Source organism: uncultured Phyllobacterium sp. (assembly GCF_902479695.1).
Taxonomy (GTDB): domain Bacteria; phylum Pseudomonadota; class Alphaproteobacteria; order Rhizobiales; family Rhizobiaceae; genus Phyllobacterium; species Phyllobacterium calauticae.
In genome coordinates, this window is the sequence record NZ_CABSQF010000021.1 from 65,759 (window position 1) to 82,534 (window position 16,776).

The following is a 16,776-nucleotide window of genomic DNA, read 5'->3' on the forward strand; positions in this document are numbered from 1 at the left end:
GATGATGGACCGCAGCTTCCTTTCATGGCCGTTCTTCGACGATGTGCATCGCCGGCTTGCCGAAGAGGTGGAGCAATGGGCTACCGGCAACACCGGCCATATCGATCATGAAAATGTCGATGACGCCTGCCGAGGGCTGGTTGCCAGGCTTGGAGAAGCCGGTCTTCTCAAACACACGGCGGTTGATCCGGCAGCCGGTGGCAAGCTTGATGTGCGCAGCCTTTGCATCATCCGCGAGACGCTGGCGCGGCATGACGGCCTGGCGGATTTCGCCTTTGCCATGCAGGGGCTCGGCACCGGCGCGCTTTCCCTGTTCGGGACCGATGCGCAGAAGCGGGAATGGCTGACGCGGACGCGGGCGGGCAAGGCGCTCTCCGCCTTCGCCCTCAGCGAACCGCAATCGGGATCCGACGTTGCCAATCTTGAACTGTCAGCTGTGCGCGATGGGGACGGATTTGTCCTCAACGGCGAAAAGACCTGGATTTCCAATGGCGGCATCGCCGATATCTATACGGTGTTTGCCCGCACCGGCGAGGGGGAGGGTGCCAAGGGCATTTCCGCCTTCATCGTGCCCGCGGATACGCCGGGCCTGATCATTGCCGAACGGCTTGAAGTGATCGCCCCGCATCCGCTGGCGCGGCTGGTCTTTGACGATTGCCGGATACCGGCAAACGCTCTCATCGGTTCACCGGGACAGGGCTTTCGCATTGCCATGTCGGTGCTTGACGTCTTCCGCTCGACCGTGGCGGCCGCCGCTCTGGGCTTTGCCCGCCGGGCGCTTGAGGAAGCGGTCAAGCGCGCCAATGGCCGTCACCTCTTCGGCGCACCCATGTCCGATCTGCAGATGGTGCAGGGGCATATTGCCGACATGGCACTGGATATCGATGCGGCGGCGCTGCTCGTCTACCGGGCGGCGTGGCTGAAGGACAGCGGTGCCGAGCGGGTCAGCCGGGAAGCCGCCATGGCCAAACTTTATGCCACGGACCGCGCACAGAGCGTGATCGACAAGGCGGTTCAGATTCACGGCGGGGACGGCGTGCGCAAAGGCAGTGTCGTCGAGCGCCTTTACCGGGAAATCAGGGCATTGCGCATCTATGAAGGTGCGTCGGACGTACAAAAAATAATCATCGCAAGGCATGAACTTGCAAGGGGATAAAGAGAATGTTGGGACCATCGGCGCATACGGATCACTTTACCCGGGATAATCTTCCTCCGTTCGAGGAATGGCCGGAATTGCTGATGGAGAATTTCCAGTACCCGGAATGGCTGAACGCCGCGGTGGAACTGACCGACGCGATGGTGGCCAAGGGATTCGGCGACAATACGGCGCTGATCGGCAATGGCCGCCGCCGGACCTACAAGGAACTCACCGACTGGACCAACCGCATCGCCCATGCGCTGGTCGAAAATTACGGTGTCGAGCCGGGCAACCGCATTCTGATCCGCTCGGCCAACAATCCGGCCATGGTCGCCTGCTGGCTGGCGGCAACCAAGGTGGGTGCCGTCGTCGTCAATACCATGCCGATGCTGCGGGCCGGCGAACTCACGCAGATCGTCGACAAGGCGCAGATATCCCTGGCGCTGTGCGATACGCGGCTGCTGGAAGACATGGAGACCTGCGCCAAAACCAGCCAATTCCTCAAACGCGTTGTCGGCTTTGACGGCACGGCCAATCATGAGGCGGAACTGGACCGGATCGCACTCGACAAATCCGTGCGTTTCGAGGCGGTGAAGACCGGCCGTGATGACGTCGCACTGCTCGGCTTCACGTCGGGGACCACGGGCGAGCCGAAGGCGACGATGCACTTTCATCGCGATCTTCTGATCATCGCCGACGGCTATGCGAAGGAAGTACTTGATGTGCGGCCAGACGATGTATTCGTGGGCTCGCCGCCGCTTGCCTTCACCTTTGGTCTTGGCGGGCTGGCGATCTTCCCCCTGCGGTTCGGCGCGGCGGCAACCCTTCTGGAACAGGCGACGCCGCCGAAGATGATCGACATCATCGAGACCTACAAGGCAACGATCAGCTTTACCGCGCCGACCGCCTACCGGGTCATGCTGCAGGCGATGAACGAGGGCGCGGACCTTTCTTCGCTGCGCATCGCGGTTTCGGCGGGCGAGACGCTGCCGGCGCCGATCTACGAAGCCTGGATGCAGAAGACCGGCAAGCCGCTGCTCGACGGAATCGGCGCCACGGAAATGCTGCATATCTTCATCAGCAACCGGCTGGAGGATTCAGGGCCGGGCAAGACGGGGAAACCGGTCAGCGGCTACCAGGCCATTATAGTCGATGAGGCGATGCGCGAAGTGCCGCGCGGCGAGATCGGCAGGCTGGCGGTGCGCGGGCCGATCGGCTGCCGCTATCTCGCCGACAAGCGCCAGAAGAATTATGTGCGCGACGGCTGGAATTTGACCGGCGATTCCTTCTTTCAGGACGCGGATGGCTATTTCCATTTTGCCGCGCGCTCCGACGACATGATCATCTCCGCCGGTTACAACATTGCCGGTCCCGAGGTGGAAGCGGCATTGCTCGCCCATCCCGATGTCAGCGAATGTGCGGTCATCGGTGCGCCCGACGCGGAGCGCGGCCAGATCGTGCAGGCGCATGTGGTGCTGCAGGCGGGTGTGGCGGCCAGCGAGGAAACGGTCAAGCGCTTGCAGGACCATGTCAAACAGGTCATAGCGCCGTACAAATATCCGCGTTCGATCAAATTCCTCGATGCGCTGCCCAAGACGGCGACCGGGAAAATACAGCGCTTTCAATTGCGCAAGGCCTATCAGCAATAACCCATGTAGTAATCAGGCAGGAAACTCGAATGGCAGAGATCATACACCCGCAGGGCTGGCCGGCGGCAAAGGGATACTCCAACGGCATGGCAGCCGAGGGGAAGGTCATCTTTGTCGGCGGCCAGATCGGCTGGACCAAGGACCAGACATTCGAGACCGATGATTTCGTCGAGCAGGCCGAGCAGGCGATGCGCAACATTGTCGATATCCTGGCAAGCGCCGGTGCCGAGACAACCGATCTCGTGCGGCTGACCTGGTTCATCACCGACAAGAAGGTCTATGTCGCCGAACAGAAGCGGCTGGGCGAAGCCTATCGCCGCGTTTTCGGCCGGCACTATCCGGCGATGACCCTGGTGCAGGTCGTAGCTCTCCTGGAAGACCGCGCTTTGGTTGAAATCGAGGCGACAGCCGTCATTCCTGCCCGCTGATTGCACGGGCAGGAGCGCACTGTCTAGGCGGCCTTGCTGGCCGCCAGAAACGCCAGCTTGGCCGGGATGGCCAGCAGTTTGGAGCGCTCGACCCGTTCCGGCGTGTAGTGGTGCTCGACATCGAGGCAATTGACCGTGCCGAGCAACTCGCCCGCAATCACCACGGGAATGTTGATGACCGAGCCGCAGCCAAGCGCCCAGATCGTTTCATGGTCGGAAAACACCGTCGCGATATCGGCGATGGTGTTGGTAACGAAGGACTGCCTGTCCTTGTGCACCGTGTCGAACCAGCGGTCATAGTGGATCGGCTTGGTGCCGGACACCGGATAGCTCTCGGCATCGGAGGTGTATTCACGGCGGGCCAGCTCGTTCTTCATGTCGACGGTCATGATGGTGAACAGCTTGGCGCCGATGATCTTTTGCGACAGCGTCTGCAATGCCTGCCACGGCGCTTCGGCATGGGTGCCCGCGGCAATGGCCGCGTCAAATTCGGCCAAAGCCGTTGCTACTTCATCCTGTGTCATTTTCATTTCCTTGGGGTCATTGTTCAACCGGCATGCGCGACGCTGATATCCATCAGTTCACGCGAATAGGTTTCCTGGAGCGCACCGCGCTTGAGGTCGGTCACATCGGCGATCTCGACGATCCGCCCGTGGCGCATCACGGCCAGACGATCGCAGAGAAACGACACGACGGGCAGGTTGTGGGTCACCATGAGGAAGGTGAGGTTCTGTTCGCGGCGTAGGCGCTTCAGAAGGTTGAGAATCTCGGCCTGCACCGAGACATCGAGCGCCGAGGTCGGCTCGTCCAAAAGCAGGAGCTTGGGTTCAAGCATCAGGGCGCGGGCGATGGCGACGCGCTGGCGCTGGCCGCCGGACAATTGATGGGGATAGCGGAAGCGGAATTTGCGATCGAGCCCGACCGCAACCAGCATATCCTCGACCCGGCCGTTCTGGTTGCCGATGCCGTGGATGGCCAGCGGTTCGCTCAGGATGGCATCGATGGTCTTGCGCGGATGCAGCGAACCGTAGGGGTCCTGGAACACCATCTGGCAATGCCGGGCGAAATGCTGGTCGATACCATGCGTGCGCGGTTGGCCGAAAGCGGTGATCGAGCCGGTCCATTGCGGGGCAAGACCGGCAATGGCCTTCAGGACCGTCGATTTGCCGGAGCCGCTTTCGCCGACCAGCGCAAAGCTCTCGCCCTCCGCGATGTCGAGGGTGATGCCGTGGGTGATCTGCGTTTCACCATAGGAAATATCGAGATCATTCAAGGAGAGCGCGATCATTTGGCCACCCATGCGCTGCGGTCGAGAACAGGCAGCTCCTCACGCGTTTCATCGAGCCGCGGAATGGCGGCAATCAGCCCGCGCGTATAGGGATGCACGGCGTTGCGCAGTTCGCCCGCCTGGCATTCCTCGACAATTTTTCCGGTGTTCATCACCAGTATGCGGTCGCAATAGCTGGAGACGAGGTTGAGGTCATGGCTGATGAAGATCAGCCCCATGCCTTTGCGTTTGACCTGCTCGTCGATGATATCGAGAACCTGTGCCTGCACCGAAACGTCGAGCGCCGAGGTCGGCTCGTCGGCAATCAGCAGATCGGGCTCGGGGATGAGCATCATGGCGATCATCACCCGCTGGCCCATGCCGCCGGAAATTTCGTGCGGGTAGAGGCTGGCGACACGTTCGGGGTCATCGATGCGCACCGCTTCGAGCATGGTGAGCACGCGCTGCCGGGTTTCCCGGCGGGGCAGGCGCTGGTGGGTTTGCAGCGCTTCGGCAATCTGCTCGCCCACGGTCATGACGGGGTTGAGCGAGAATTTCGGATCCTGCATCACCATGGAAATGCGGGCGCCGCGAATACGCCGCATTGCCTTTTCCGACTGGCCCAGCAGGTCGATACCATCGAAACGGAACGTGTCAGCGCGGATCGTTGCCGGTGCGCGGATGAGTTTGAGGATGGCGCGTCCGGTCATCGATTTGCCCGAACCGCTTTCGCCGACAATGCCCAGCCGTTCGCGGCCAAGGGTGAAGGAAACACCGCGCACCACATCGATCATGCCCTTCTGCGTGGGGAAGGAAACGCGCAGGTTTTCAATCTCAAGCAGGGGCGTGCTCACCGCTGTTCTCCACTCTTGGGATCAAGGACATCCCGCAGGCCATCGCCGAGGAAGCAGAAGCCGAGGCTGACAATGATGATGGCAAAGCCCGGCATGGTGGCAACCCACCACTGGTCGAGGATGAACGAGCGGCCGCGCGCAATCATGGCGCCCCATTCGGGCAAGGGAGGCTGCGCCCCGAGGCCGATGAAGCCGAGACCGGCGGCGGTCAGGATGATGCCGGCCATATCGAGCGTGACGCGCACGATCATCGAGGAGGTGCACAGCGGCAGCACGTGGCCGAGAATGACCCGCAGCGACGATGCGCCCTGCAGGCGGATGGCGGCAATGAACTCCGCATTCTTGAAGGTGAGTGTTTCCGCCCGGGCGATGCGGGCGTAGCCGGGCCATGAGGTGATGGCGATGGCGATGATGGCGTTCTCGATGCCGGGTCCGAGCGCGGCGACGAGCGCCAGCGCCAGAATGAGTTTCGGCATGGACAGGAAAATATCGGTGACACCCATGAGGACGCGGTCAATCCATCCGCCGAAATAGCCTGATATGGCGCCGATGATCAGTCCGGCAGGCGCTGCCAGCACCGCGACCAGCACGACGATGACAAGGGTGATGCGCGCGCCGTAGACGACGCGGGACCAGATATCCCGCCCCAGCTCGTCGGTGCCCATCCAGTTGCCGCTGCCGGGCGGCAGCAGGCGCTGCGCCAGATCCTGCTTCAGCGGATCATGGGTGGCGATCAGCGGCGCGAAGATCGCCGTCAGGATCAGCACCAGAATGATGATCGCACCGACGGCTGCCAGCGGATTGCGCGACAGGGCGCCGCATATCCGGTAGAGGCGGCCGAGCCGGGCCTGCAGGCGGGAGGCGGGGCTGTCGTCGATCAGCCAGCTATGAACGTTTGCCATCAGGAGCTCCTAACGCGCACGGGGATCGAGGACGCGGTAGAGCACGTCGGAAATCTTGTTGATGCCGATGAACACCGCGCCGATCACCAGCGTGGCACCGAGAACGGCGGACATGTCGGCATTGAGCAGCGCCACGGTGAGATAATTGCCGATGCCCGGCCAGGAGAAGATCGTTTCGATCATCACCGAGCCCTCCAGCAGGCCTGCATAGGAAAGGCCGATCACGGTAATCAGGGGAACCAGAATGGGACGGAAGGCATGGCGCCAGATCACCAGCCGCTCCGACACGCCCTTGACGCGCGCTGTCGTCACATATTCCTGCGACAACTGGTCGAGCATGAAGGAGCGCGTCATGCGCGCGATATAGGCAAGGCTGAAGAAGCCGAGCACGGAGGCGGGCAAGGCCAGGTGCCAGAGCGCATTGACAAAAATCTCGGTTTCACCGGCAAGCAGGCTGTCGATCAGCACGATGCCGGTGACGGGGTCGACGAGGCCATCATAGAAGATGTCGAGGCGACCGGGTCCGGCGACCCATTTCAGGCGGGCATAGAAAACGGCAAGGCCGACAAGGCCAAGCCAGAAGGCAGGCACGGCATAGCCCAAAAGCCCGATCACCCGGATGACCTGATCAACGAGGCTGCCCCGGCGGCTCGCCGCATAGACGCCCATGGGAACGCCGAGCAGGACACCGATGATGATGCCGAGCGTTGCCATTTCGAGTGTTGCGGGAAACACGCGCTTCAGGTCATCGAGAACGAGTTTGCCCGTCGACACGGATGTGCCGAGGTCGCCCGACAGGACCGAGCCGACATAGCGTATGAACTGGATGGGCGCCGGCTGGTCCAGGCCCATCTGCAGCCGTGCCGCCTCGTAGACAGCGCGCGGCGCCCGGTCACCCACGACGGCCAGAACCGGGTCGATGGGAACGATGCGGCCGATGAAGAAGGTGATTGCCAGAAGCCCGAGAAAGGTGATGAGCACCGATACGATGAACCCGGCCAGCCCAAGCAGCAGGCGGGCGCCACGGCTCCTGTGCAAGCCCGGCCGTCTGACCGGCTTGGCGGCAATATCTGCCACTGTTTCGGATTCGAATGCCAAACCCAGAGCCTTCCCCATTTTGGGCCATTGAGTTGGCCCATGTGTGTCGATTGTTCCCGTTGATCCCGGTCTGAAAGTCGGAGGTGTAATGATACTTTCCCTGACCTCGCCGAAGATTCTGCTTGGACCATACAAAAATTTTTGCTTAGATCAAAGAAATTTTACTGGGATTGGAATCGCCCATGACGTCCGAACTTCGCAACGCTGCGCCACAGCCCAAGGTCGGGGCCATGATCCGGGCACGCCGGCGGCAACTGCAGCTGACATTGCAGGAAATCTGCGACGCTGCAGGTATTTCGGTCGGCTATCTCAGCCAGGTCGAGCGCGATCATGCCACACCATCGCTGGGAACGCTTGCACAGATTGCACGCAGTCTCGACGTCGGGGTGGATTATTTCATTGCCACGCCCACGGCGGAAGATGCGCTGACGCGCCAGGGCGAGCGGCAGAAGTTTTCGGTTGATGGCTCCTCCATTGTCTACGAACAGATCGCTGCGGATTTTGCCGGGAACGTCCTCTCGTCCGTCATCATGCACATACCGGCGGGTTATCGTTCCGAAACGGTCAGCCACGAAGGCGAAGAAATCCTCTACGTGCTGGAGGGTGCCATCACCCACAGGCTCGATGACGAGGAAGTGGTGATCTCGGCTGGGGACAGTCTGCATTTTCGCGGCAACCGGCCCCATGCCTGGTGGAATGACACCGACAGAACGGCGCGGGTTCTGTGGACAGGAACATTGCCCGTGTTCCGGCCCCGGCTCTAAAACCTTCAACAAAAAACCCAACAACAAGAACAATCCAGAGGAGAATGAAGAATGAAACTGTTCAAGGCGGCATTGCTGGCCGCTTCCATGATCGTATCGGCAGCGCCGCTTGCCCATGCGGCAACGCCCGGCAATGCGCTTGTCGTGGCCCAGAATATCGACGATATCGTCAGCATCGATCCGGCCGAGGCATACGAGTTTACGTCAGGCGAATATGTGACCCAGACCTATGACCGTCTGGTGCAGTATGATGCGCCCGATGTGAAGACGCTGGCGCCAGGTCTGGCGACAGCGTGGACGGCGGATGATGCCGCCAGGACCATCACCTTCACCCTGCGGGACGGCGTGAAATTCACATCCGGCAACCCGCTGCGTGCGGAAGATGTGGTCTATTCCTGGAAGCGCGTCATCGCGCTGAACAAGGCGCCCGCCTTCATCCTGGCGCAGCTGGGCTGGACGCCGGAAAACTATGACAAGATGGTCACGGCTTCGGGCAATAAGATCGTCGTCAAATATGATGGCGATTTCTCGTCCGCCTTTGTGCTCAACGTACTTGCCGCCCGCCCGGCCTCGATCATCGATGCCGTGACGGTACAGGGCCACGAAGCCAATGGCGACATGGGCAATGCTTGGCTCAAGGCGAATTCCGCCGGGACAGGCCCCTTCGTCCTGAAGGCTTTCCGTCCGGCCGAGATCATCAACCTTGCCGGCAATCCCAACTATTTCGGCGGTGCACCGGCAATGAAGTCGGTCATCATCCGCCACGTGGCTGAAGCAGCGACCCAGCAATTGCTGCTTGAATCCGGCGATGTGGACATTGCCAAGAACCTGACGCCGGATCAGGTCGCCAGCCTTTCGACCAAGGGCACGGTCAATGTGGAGACCTATCCGCAGGCCGCCGTGCATTTCCTCAGCCTGAACCAGAAAGACGAGGCGCTGACCAATCCGGCCATCTGGGAGGCCGCGCGTTATCTCGTCAACTACAAGGGTATGACGGATTCGTTCCTCAAGGGCCAGATGCAGGTGCATCAGGCATTCTGGCCGGCGGGTTTCCCCGGATCGCTCGATGAGACGCCCTATAGCTATGATCCGGCCAAGGCGAAGAAGATCCTTGCCGATGCCGGCGTGAAAACCCCGATCAAGGTGACGCTGGATGTGATCAATTCAACGCCGTTCACCGACATGGCGCAGTCGCTGCAGGCGGGCTTTGCCGAAGCCGGGATCAACTTCAACATCATTCCGGGAACGGGCAGCCAGGTCATCACCAAATACCGTGCCCGCACCCATGAAGCCATGCTGCTCTATTGGGGCCCGGATTTCATGGACCCGGATTCGAACGCCAAGGCATTTGCCTTCAACGAGGACAATTCGGACGGCAATTACCAGTCGACCACCACGTGGCGCAATGGCTGGGCGGTGCCTGCCGAACTCAATGCAAAAACGAAGGCGGCGCGTGCAGAGGCGGACCAGTCCAAGCGCAATCAGATGTATGTCGACCTGCAGAAGCAGGTGCAGGCGAAATCACCGATCATCGTCATGTTCCAGGCGGCCACACAGGTTGCGCTCGCCAAGACTGTTTCGGGCTATGTGAACGGTGCAACATCGGACTTCGTCTTCTACCGCCTCGTGAAGAAGAACTGACCAGAAACTTTAAAGGCCGTCCGGATCGTCGGGCGGCCTTGCCACGGCATCCATAACAACGGGAATAGTAAAATGTCTGAACTTCGGATGGCGCGCCTGCGGGAGCGCATGGCTGAAACCGGAACCGATCTTGTCGTCGTCGGTCCGTCCTCGCACATGGTCTGGCTTGCCGGACTCTCGCCCCATGGCGACGAGCGGCCGGTCATGCTGTTTGTCGGCAGGGATCACGCCGGGATACTGATGCCGGCACTCAATGCCGACAGCTCGCGCCAGCATACCGACCTGCCGTTCTATCCATGGACGGATGGCGAGGGTCCCGATGCGGCGCTGGCCGCTGTTTTAAAAGACGTCGTCGGGACAAAACAGGATATCAGGATCGCGCTCGATGAAACGATGCGGGCGGATTTCGCCCTGCTGGTGATCGATGCACTGCCGGGTGCCAAGCGCACCTTCCTCAACGACACCGTCGGCTATCTGCGCGCCCGCAAGGACGAGGCGGAATATGCCGCGCTCAAGGCCAATGCGCTCATCAATGACGGCGCGATGCGTGCGGCTTTTGCCGCGTTGAAGCCCGGCGTGACCGAGCTCGAGATTGCCGGTGTTGTCCGGGACTACTACAAGGCAAACAATGCGAAGCCGGAATTCACCAGCGTCTGTTTCGGTGAAAATGGCGCATATCCGCACCATCACACCGGCGAGCGCGTGCTGAAGGCCAATGAAGCGGTGCTGATCGACATTGGCGGGCGCAGTGACGGCTATCCCAGCGACATGACCCGCGTTGCCGTCTGCGGTGAAACGCCCGCGGATTTCGACAAGGTGCACGCGGTTCTCGATGCTGCCGTCAAGGCGGCGCTGGCTGCGGCCAAACCGGGGGTTGCCGCCAAGGAAGTCGACAAGGCGGCACGCGATGTCATCACCCAGGCGGGTTACGGTGAATATTTCCTGCACCGCACCGGCCATGGCATGGGCATCGACATCCACGAGCCGCCCTATATCACCGCAACGTCCGAGGCCATTCTCGAGGATGGGCATGTGTTCTCGATCGAGCCGGGCATTTACCTCAGCGGCAAATTCGGCGTCCGCCTCGAGGAAATCGTCATTATGCGCGGCAACAGGGCGGAAGTGCTGTCCGAACTGCCGCGGGCTGCCTTCAAGGCCTGATCCATTGCGCAGAAGGCGGCCGTTTCGGGTACGAAGCGGCCGCCCGCACTACTTTTGCTGATGTGCGCTAATGTAGCATTGCACAATTTGAGGGCATGCGCAAAATTAAGGCATGTCTACACCGCTATCGATCATGGTCTTCGACGAAAACCGTATCCGCGCTTCCATTATCGAAGAGGGATTGCGGGAGGCCGGCCATGACCGCGTCGTTGTTTTGCACGACATCGTCGGTCTTGCCCGGCAGATCGAGCGGATCGCGCCCGATGTCATCGTCATCGATATCGAAACCCCCAATCGCGACATGCTGGAGCACCTGTTCCAGCTCAGCCGATCCGTGCGCAAGCCGATCGCCATGTTTGTCGACAGCTCCGATACCGCGTCGATCGAGGCGGCCGTGGATGCCGGTGTGTCCGCCTATGTGGTCGACGGCCTGAAGAAGGAGCGCGTCAAGCCCATTCTCGACATGGCGGTCAGCCGCTTCAAGGCGTTCAGCCGGCTGCAGCAGGAACTGGCGGAGGCAAAAAGCGCCCTGGAAGAGCGCAAGGTCATTGAGCGTGCCAAGGGCATCCTGATGAAATCGCGCACAATATCGGAAGACGAAGCTTATGCGCTGCTGCGGCAGGCCGCCATGAACGAGAAGAAGAAGCTTGCCGATATTGCACAGAGCGTCGTCATGGCGGCTGCCATGTTGGGAAGCTAGAAAGAGAGGTTGGCCGTGAGTTTTATCCGGATGGACAATGGCCAGGGCATGGGCGGCGGCCTCGCTGCGCCGGCAGCGGTCCGCCGTGACGGCGTCTCCGTCGTTCGCGCGGGCTTCATTCCGCTTGTCGATGCTTCGGTTCTCATCGCGGCAGCCGAATTCGGCTTCGCCGCGCGTGAAGGCATTCAACTTGAACTTGTGAAAGACGTGTCTTGGGCCAATATCCGGGATCGGCTGGCTTTCCGGCAGTTTGATATCGCGCATATGCTGGCGCCCATGCCGGTCGCCTCCGCCTTGGGGCTCGGTTCCAATCCGTCAGCGGTCATCACGCCGTTCACGCTCGGGCGGGGCGGCAATGCCATTACCCTGTCGGTGAAGCTGTATCGCCGCATGCAGGCGCTGGCGGATCTGGCCGGAGACGAGGGCGCGCTTGCCAATGCCGAGGCCCTCAAGTGCGTGATTGACGACATAAAGGTTCGCGGCGAGCCATTGCCGGTGCTTGGCACGACCTATCCGTTTTCATCGCACAATTATGAGCTGCGCTATTGGCTGGCGGCCGGCGGCATCCATCCGGACCGCGACGTCAAACTGGTGGTCGTGCCGCCACCCATGACATCCGATGCCCTGTCGGCGGGGGCCATTGACGGCTTCTGCGTCGGCGCGCCCTGGAATATGGTGGCCGTCGCCCGCGAAGTCGGACGGATCGTTGCGGTCAAGGAGGATATCTGGCCATCCAGTCCCGAGAAGGTCATCGGCGTGCGGCCGGAATGGGCGGATACCAATCCTGAAACATTGGCGAGGCTGATCGTCGCGCTGGATCGCGCCGCCGCATGGTGCGACGTACCGGACAATCGGCGCGTAATTGCCGAGGTTCTGGCCGAGCCGCGTTATATCGATGCGCCGGAGGACATCCTGCACCGGGTTCTCATGGGCAGGTTCACCACCGACCCGGATGGACACGAGCGGACGGTCTCCGACTACTTCACCTTCCATCGTGATGGCGCGAATTTTCCGTGGATCAGCCAGGCGCAATGGATATTCAGCCAGATGGTGCGGTGGGGGCAGGTTGATCACTCCAAGGAAAAGCAGGAAAAGGTCGCGACCGCCTTCCGCCCTGATCTCTACCGCCATGCGCTGGGACCCCGCGCCGACATACCATCGGCGGATGTGCGCGTGGAGGGCGGCCAGCGCCAGGACGGGTTCATCGATGGGGCTGTCTTCGATCCCCAGGACATTCCCGCCTATCTCAAGGGCTTCAATGTCCACAATCTTGAAAACCCCGTTGCAACGCGGGATGAAACCTGATGGGCAGAATTTGTGCTCTGCACAATAAATGAGCGGGTTTGATGGCCGTTCTGCCCATTTCGCCTGCGCCGCTCTTCGGCTGCCATCGGTAAAAAATCGCTGAACCATAATAATATATATCAATTACAATGGCTTATAAATATAATCTCCGGTTGGCACGCTTATTGCTTTTATAAAACCGTTCCGTCAATGAAGACAGGAACCGCGAGCATCGCCATCGGATGCTTTCAAAGACACAGACGTCGCTTGGGCGAGTTCATTCACCGGATCGGGTGAATGCACTTCATCCGGCGGCGTTTTTTTATGGCTCAAGCTGCACCAGAAGCAGCGCTGCGAAGGGGAATTGCGATGAAGGTGATTTTGCCGACAGGCTTGACAAGACGAACGCTTTTGCGGGCAGGCGGCACGCTGGCGCTGCTGGCGGCGGCAAAGGCCGCGCTTCCGGGCGGCGCCTATGCGGCCGCTGCCGGACCCGAGACCACCAAGGCGACGCTCGGTTTCATTGCGCTGACGGATGCCTCGCCGCTGATCGTTGCCAAGGAAAGGGGCCTTTTTGCCAAACACGGCATGCCCGATGTCGAGGTGGTCAAGCAGGCATCGTGGGGCACGACGCGGGACAATCTGGTGCTCGGCTCGGCGGGCAACGGCATTGACGGCGCGCATATCCTGACGCCGATGCCGTATCTCATCAGCGCCGGCAAGGTCACCCAGAACAACCAGCCCCTGCCGATGGTCATCCTTGCGCGCCTCAATCTGGATGCGCAGGGTATTTCGGTTGGTTCGGCCTATGCCGGTCTGAAAGCCGGGGCCAATTCGGGTGTCCTCAGGGAAGCCTTTGCCAGGAAGAAGGCGGAAGGCAATGCGGCAAAGGCCGCGATGACCTTCCCCGGCGGCACGCATGATCTGTGGATCCGCTATTGGCTGGCCGCCGGTGGGATCGACCCGGACAAGGACGTGGAAACCATTGTCGTTCCACCGCCCCAGATGGTTGCCAACATGAAGGTCGGCACCATGGACTGCTTCTGTGTCGGCGAACCGTGGAATGCGCAGCTCGTCAATCAGGGCATCGGCTATACCGCAGTCAACACAGCCGAAATCTGGGCCAAGCATCCGGAAAAGTCCTTCGCCATGCGGGCGGACTGGGTGGAGAAAAACCCGAATGCCACCAAGGCACTGCTCATGGCGGTGATGGAGGCGCAGCAATGGGCGGATGATCTCGCCAACAAGGATGAACTGGCGGCCATGGTCGGCAAGCGCGCGTGGTTCAATGTGCCTGCAACCGATATCGCCGGGCGTTTGAAGGGCGATTACGACTATGGCTCGGGACGTGTCGAGACGGCCAGCCCGCATCTGATGAAGTTCTGGCGCGATCACACATCCTATCCCTTCCAGAGCCACGAAAAATGGTTCCTGACCGAGAATATCCGCTGGGGCAAATTTGCCCCGGACACGGATATTGCGGCACTGGTTGGCAAGGTAAATCGCGAGGACATCTGGCGCGACGCCGCCAGGGAGCTTGGCGTTGCCGCGGCTGATATTCCGGCTTCGACATCACGCGGTTCCGAAACCTTCTTCGATGGCAAGGTGTTCGATCCGGACGCCCCGCAAACCTATCTCGCCAGCCTTGAAATCAAACGTTTTGCGTGAGGAAACCGGCATGACAGCCAGCCCCGTTCCCATCCGTCCGAATGAAAAGCCCCCGGTGGCAAAAATCATGACGCTCGCTCTTCCCCCAAAGGCAGGGCCACCCCGCCGCCTGCCGCAATGGCTCACCTCCCTGGCGGCGCATGTGGTGCCGCCGGTGATCACCCTGGTGTTCCTGCTGGTGCTGTGGGAAATCCTCTGTTCTTCGCCGACGGCAAGCGTGCCGCCGCCCTCGCGGGTGGTCTCGGAGACCTGGGAGCTGATCGTTCATCCGTTCTATGCCGGACAGGGTGTCGATCAGGGGCTGTTCTGGCACATTCTGGCCAGCCTGAAGCGGGTGGCGCTGGGCTATTGCCTCGCCGCCGTGGCGGGCATTGCGCTGGGCACCCTTGTCGGGCAGAGCGAATGGGCGATGCGCGGGCTCGACCCGATTTTTCAGGTGCTGCGCACGGTGCCGCCGCTTGCCTGGCTGCCCCTGTCACTGGCTGCGTTCAAGGATGGCAACCCCTCCGCGATCTTCGTGATTTTCATCACGGCCATCTGGCCGATCATCATCAACACGGCTGTTGGCATTCGCAATATCCCGCAGGACTATCAGAATGTTGCGCGGGTGCTGCGCCTCAACCAGTTCGAATATTTCACCAAGATCATGATCCCCGCCGCTGCGCCTTATATCTTTACCGGCCTGCGCATCGGTATCGGCCTGTCATGGCTTGCCATCGTGGCCGCCGAGATGCTGATCGGCGGCGTCGGCATCGGGTTCTTCATCTGGGACGCGTGGAACTCGTCGCGCATCAGCGACATCATTCTGGCCCTGATCTATGTCGGCATCGTCGGCTACCTGCTTGACCGCGCCATCGCCTTCGTCGCCCGGACCGTCACCCGTAACACCGCAAGCGCTTGAGGAAGCCATCATGTCGAAACCCTATCTCTCCCTCGAACAGATCGACATGGTGTTCAGCCGTGGCGGCGCCAGCACGCAGGTTCTCAATCAGGTCTCGCTGAGCGTCGAAAAAGGTGAGTTCATCTCGATCATCGGCCATTCCGGCTGCGGGAAATCCACCCTGCTCAACATAGTCGCCGGGCTGACGCAGGCGACGCGCGGCGTGGTGTTTCTCGAAGGCACTGTTGTCGACACGCCGGGGCCTGATCGCGCGGTGGTGTTCCAGAACCATTCGCTGCTGCCCTGGCTGACGGTCTATGAGAACGTCAAGCTGGCGGTCGACAAGGTCTTCTCATCCAGCAAAAGCCGGGCGGAACGGCATGAATGGACCATGCGCAATCTCGAACTGGTGCAGATGGTGCATGCGAGGGACAAGCGCCCGTCCGAGGTCTCCGGCGGCATGAAGCAGCGCGTCGGCATTGCCCGGGCGCTGGCGATGGAGCCCAAGGTGCTGCTGCTGGATGAGCCATTCGGCGCGCTGGATGCGCTCACCCGCGCGCACCTGCAGGATCAGGTCATGCAGATCCATACGGAGCTCGCCAATACGGTGTTGATGATCACCCACGATGTCGATGAAGCCGTGCTGCTTTCCGACCGCATCGTCATGATGACCAATGGACCGTCCGCCAGGATCGGCGAAATCCTCGATGTGCCGCTGGTTCGCCCGCGCCGCCGCATCGAGCTTGCCGCCGATGCCACCTATATCCGCTGCCGTTCGTCCGTGCTGAAATTTCTCTACGAGCGGCACCGTCTTGTGGAGGCCGCGTAAGATGCAAACAGCCGCGAAAAAGCAGAAACTCGTCGTCATCGGCAACGGCATGGCGCCGGGCAGGGCGCTTGAACATCTCTTCGAGATGGCGCCCGATACCTATGACGTGACCATTTTCAATGCCGAGCCGCGCGTCAATTACGACCGGATCATGCTGTCGCCCGTGCTGTCGGGTGAAAAGGAATTCGAGGAAATCATCATTCATGGTGATGGCTGGTACATCAAGCACGGCATCACGCTCTACAAGGGCCACAGGATCATCGGGATCGACCGGGAGGCCAAGACGGTCACCTCCGATGCGGGAACGACCGAAAGCTACGACAAGCTTTTGATCGCGACGGGTTCGGTTCCCTTTGTTCTGCCTGTTCCCGGCAACAACCTGCCGGGTGTTCTGACCTACCGGGATCTCGACGATGTGAATGCCATGCTGCTTGCGGCCCAGTCCCGCGCGCGCGCCGTGGTGATCGGCGGCGGGCTGCTCGGTCTGGAAGCGGCGGCCGGCCTGAAATCACG

The 16,776-nt window shown here is 61.0% G+C and carries 17 protein-coding genes; 12 read left to right on the forward strand and 5 right to left on the reverse strand.

All coding sequences use genetic code 11. The features are described from left to right. The first annotated feature begins 1 nt into the window (after position 1). The 3 genes from RDL77_RS14350 to RDL77_RS14360 are packed head-to-tail and all read left to right on the forward strand — an operon-like array spanning position 2 to position 3,215. Positions 2 to 1,156, forward strand: coding sequence for an acyl-CoA dehydrogenase family protein (locus RDL77_RS14350; RefSeq protein ID WP_288193453.1), 1,155 nt, complete (start codon positions 2 to 4; stop codon positions 1,154 to 1,156). Between the two features lie 5 nt (positions 1,157 to 1,161). Further along, positions 1,162 to 2,787 (forward strand): AMP-binding protein, encoded by a 1,626-nt coding sequence (locus tag RDL77_RS14355; protein ID WP_288193454.1) that lies wholly within the window; start codon positions 1,162 to 1,164, stop codon positions 2,785 to 2,787. Positions 2,788 to 2,816: 29 nt separating this feature from the next. Further along, positions 2,817 to 3,215: a RidA family protein gene (locus RDL77_RS14360; protein ID WP_288193455.1), complete on the forward strand. Its 399-nt coding sequence runs from the start codon at positions 2,817 to 2,819 to the stop codon at positions 3,213 to 3,215. A gap of 23 nt (positions 3,216 to 3,238) precedes the next feature. Here the strand turns inward: RDL77_RS14360 and RDL77_RS14365 are convergent, their stop codons facing one another. The 5 genes from RDL77_RS14365 to RDL77_RS14385 are packed head-to-tail and all read right to left on the reverse strand — an operon-like array spanning position 3,239 to position 7,276. Continuing rightward, positions 3,239 to 3,739 (reverse strand): GAF domain-containing protein, encoded by a 501-nt coding sequence (locus RDL77_RS14365; protein WP_288193456.1) that lies wholly within the window; start codon positions 3,737 to 3,739, stop codon positions 3,239 to 3,241. 23 nt (positions 3,740 to 3,762) lie between these two features. Next, on the reverse strand, positions 3,763 to 4,503 hold the full coding sequence (locus RDL77_RS14370) for an ABC transporter ATP-binding protein (RefSeq protein WP_288193457.1): 741 nt from the start codon (positions 4,501 to 4,503) through the stop codon (positions 3,763 to 3,765). Continuing rightward, on the reverse strand, positions 4,500 to 5,336 hold the full coding sequence (locus RDL77_RS14375; protein WP_288193458.1) for an ABC transporter ATP-binding protein: 837 nt from the start codon (positions 5,334 to 5,336) through the stop codon (positions 4,500 to 4,502). The genes RDL77_RS14370 and RDL77_RS14375 overlap by 4 nt, the downstream gene beginning before the upstream one ends. Next, entirely contained in the window at positions 5,333 to 6,238 is a 906-nt protein-coding gene (locus RDL77_RS14380) for an ABC transporter permease (RefSeq protein WP_223615392.1), read from the reverse strand. The genes RDL77_RS14375 and RDL77_RS14380 overlap by 4 nt, the downstream gene beginning before the upstream one ends. 9 nt (positions 6,239 to 6,247) lie before the next feature. Continuing rightward, positions 6,248 to 7,276: an ABC transporter permease gene (locus RDL77_RS14385; RefSeq protein WP_374042719.1), complete on the reverse strand. Its 1,029-nt coding sequence runs from the start codon at positions 7,274 to 7,276 to the stop codon at positions 6,248 to 6,250. Positions 7,277 to 7,518: 242 nt separating this feature from the next. Here RDL77_RS14385 and RDL77_RS14390 point away from each other — a divergent pair, with 242 nt between their 5' ends. From RDL77_RS14390 to RDL77_RS14430, 9 genes are all read left to right on the forward strand, one after another. After that, positions 7,519 to 8,100, forward strand: coding sequence for a helix-turn-helix domain-containing protein (locus tag RDL77_RS14390; protein WP_288193459.1), 582 nt, complete (start codon positions 7,519 to 7,521; stop codon positions 8,098 to 8,100). 51 nt (positions 8,101 to 8,151) lie between these two features. Next, the gene (locus RDL77_RS14395) at positions 8,152 to 9,741 is read left to right on the forward strand and encodes an ABC transporter substrate-binding protein (RefSeq protein WP_288193461.1); all 1,590 of its coding nucleotides are present in this window, start codon (positions 8,152 to 8,154) and stop codon (positions 9,739 to 9,741) included. 72 nt (positions 9,742 to 9,813) lie between these two features. Further along, a complete protein-coding gene (locus RDL77_RS14400) occupies positions 9,814 to 10,902 on the forward strand; it encodes a Xaa-Pro peptidase family protein (RefSeq protein WP_288193463.1) in 1,089 nt (362 codons plus the stop codon). Between the two features lie 112 nt (positions 10,903 to 11,014). Continuing rightward, the gene (locus RDL77_RS14405) at positions 11,015 to 11,602 is read left to right on the forward strand and encodes an ANTAR domain-containing response regulator (RefSeq protein WP_223615388.1); all 588 of its coding nucleotides are present in this window, start codon (positions 11,015 to 11,017) and stop codon (positions 11,600 to 11,602) included. A 30-nt stretch (positions 11,603 to 11,632) separates the two neighbouring features. After that, positions 11,633 to 12,907, forward strand: coding sequence for a CmpA/NrtA family ABC transporter substrate-binding protein (locus tag RDL77_RS14410; protein ID WP_374042720.1), 1,275 nt, complete (start codon positions 11,633 to 11,635; stop codon positions 12,905 to 12,907). 348 nt (positions 12,908 to 13,255) lie between these two features. Continuing rightward, on the forward strand, positions 13,256 to 14,554 hold the full coding sequence (locus RDL77_RS14415; protein ID WP_288193465.1) for a CmpA/NrtA family ABC transporter substrate-binding protein: 1,299 nt from the start codon (positions 13,256 to 13,258) through the stop codon (positions 14,552 to 14,554). Between the two features lie 10 nt (positions 14,555 to 14,564). Next, positions 14,565 to 15,455 (forward strand): nitrate ABC transporter permease, encoded by an 891-nt coding sequence (ntrB, locus tag RDL77_RS14420; protein WP_374042718.1) that lies wholly within the window; start codon positions 14,565 to 14,567, stop codon positions 15,453 to 15,455. Positions 15,456 to 15,465: 10 nt separating this feature from the next. Then, positions 15,466 to 16,263 (forward strand): ABC transporter ATP-binding protein, encoded by a 798-nt coding sequence (locus RDL77_RS14425; RefSeq protein ID WP_223615386.1) that lies wholly within the window; start codon positions 15,466 to 15,468, stop codon positions 16,261 to 16,263. A gap of 1 nt (position 16,264) precedes the next feature. After that, positions 16,265 to 16,776: NAD(P)/FAD-dependent oxidoreductase (locus RDL77_RS14430; protein ID WP_288193467.1), on the forward strand; the 512-nt coding region annotated here is incomplete at its 3' end.

What these genes read in the sequence shown, in the direction of transcription:
- RDL77_RS14350 (WP_288193453.1), top strand. Translation starts at nt 2, where the DNA reads ATGATGGACCGCAGCTTCCTTTCATGGCCGTTCTTCGACGATGTGCAT.
- RDL77_RS14355 (WP_288193454.1), top strand. Translation starts at nt 1,162, where the DNA reads ATGTTGGGACCATCGGCGCATACGGATCACTTTACCCGGGATAATCTT.
- RDL77_RS14360 (WP_288193455.1), top strand. Translation starts at nt 2,817, where the DNA reads ATGGCAGAGATCATACACCCGCAGGGCTGGCCGGCGGCAAAGGGATAC.
- RDL77_RS14365 (WP_288193456.1), bottom strand. Translation starts at nt 3,739, where the DNA reads ATGACACAGGATGAAGTAGCAACGGCTTTGGCCGAATTTGACGCGGCC.
- RDL77_RS14370 (WP_288193457.1), bottom strand. Translation starts at nt 4,503, where the DNA reads ATGATCGCGCTCTCCTTGAATGATCTCGATATTTCCTATGGTGAAACG.
- RDL77_RS14380 (WP_223615392.1), bottom strand. Translation starts at nt 6,238, where the DNA reads ATGGCAAACGTTCATAGCTGGCTGATCGACGACAGCCCCGCCTCCCGC.
- RDL77_RS14390 (WP_288193459.1), top strand. Translation starts at nt 7,519, where the DNA reads ATGACGTCCGAACTTCGCAACGCTGCGCCACAGCCCAAGGTCGGGGCC.
- RDL77_RS14395 (WP_288193461.1), top strand. Translation starts at nt 8,152, where the DNA reads ATGAAACTGTTCAAGGCGGCATTGCTGGCCGCTTCCATGATCGTATCG.
- RDL77_RS14400 (WP_288193463.1), top strand. Translation starts at nt 9,814, where the DNA reads ATGTCTGAACTTCGGATGGCGCGCCTGCGGGAGCGCATGGCTGAAACC.
- RDL77_RS14405 (WP_223615388.1), top strand. Translation starts at nt 11,015, where the DNA reads ATGTCTACACCGCTATCGATCATGGTCTTCGACGAAAACCGTATCCGC.
- RDL77_RS14410 (WP_374042720.1), top strand. Translation starts at nt 11,633, where the DNA reads ATGGACAATGGCCAGGGCATGGGCGGCGGCCTCGCTGCGCCGGCAGCG.
- RDL77_RS14415 (WP_288193465.1), top strand. Translation starts at nt 13,256, where the DNA reads ATGAAGGTGATTTTGCCGACAGGCTTGACAAGACGAACGCTTTTGCGG.
- ntrB (WP_374042718.1), top strand. Translation starts at nt 14,565, where the DNA reads ATGACAGCCAGCCCCGTTCCCATCCGTCCGAATGAAAAGCCCCCGGTG.
- RDL77_RS14425 (WP_223615386.1), top strand. Translation starts at nt 15,466, where the DNA reads ATGTCGAAACCCTATCTCTCCCTCGAACAGATCGACATGGTGTTCAGC.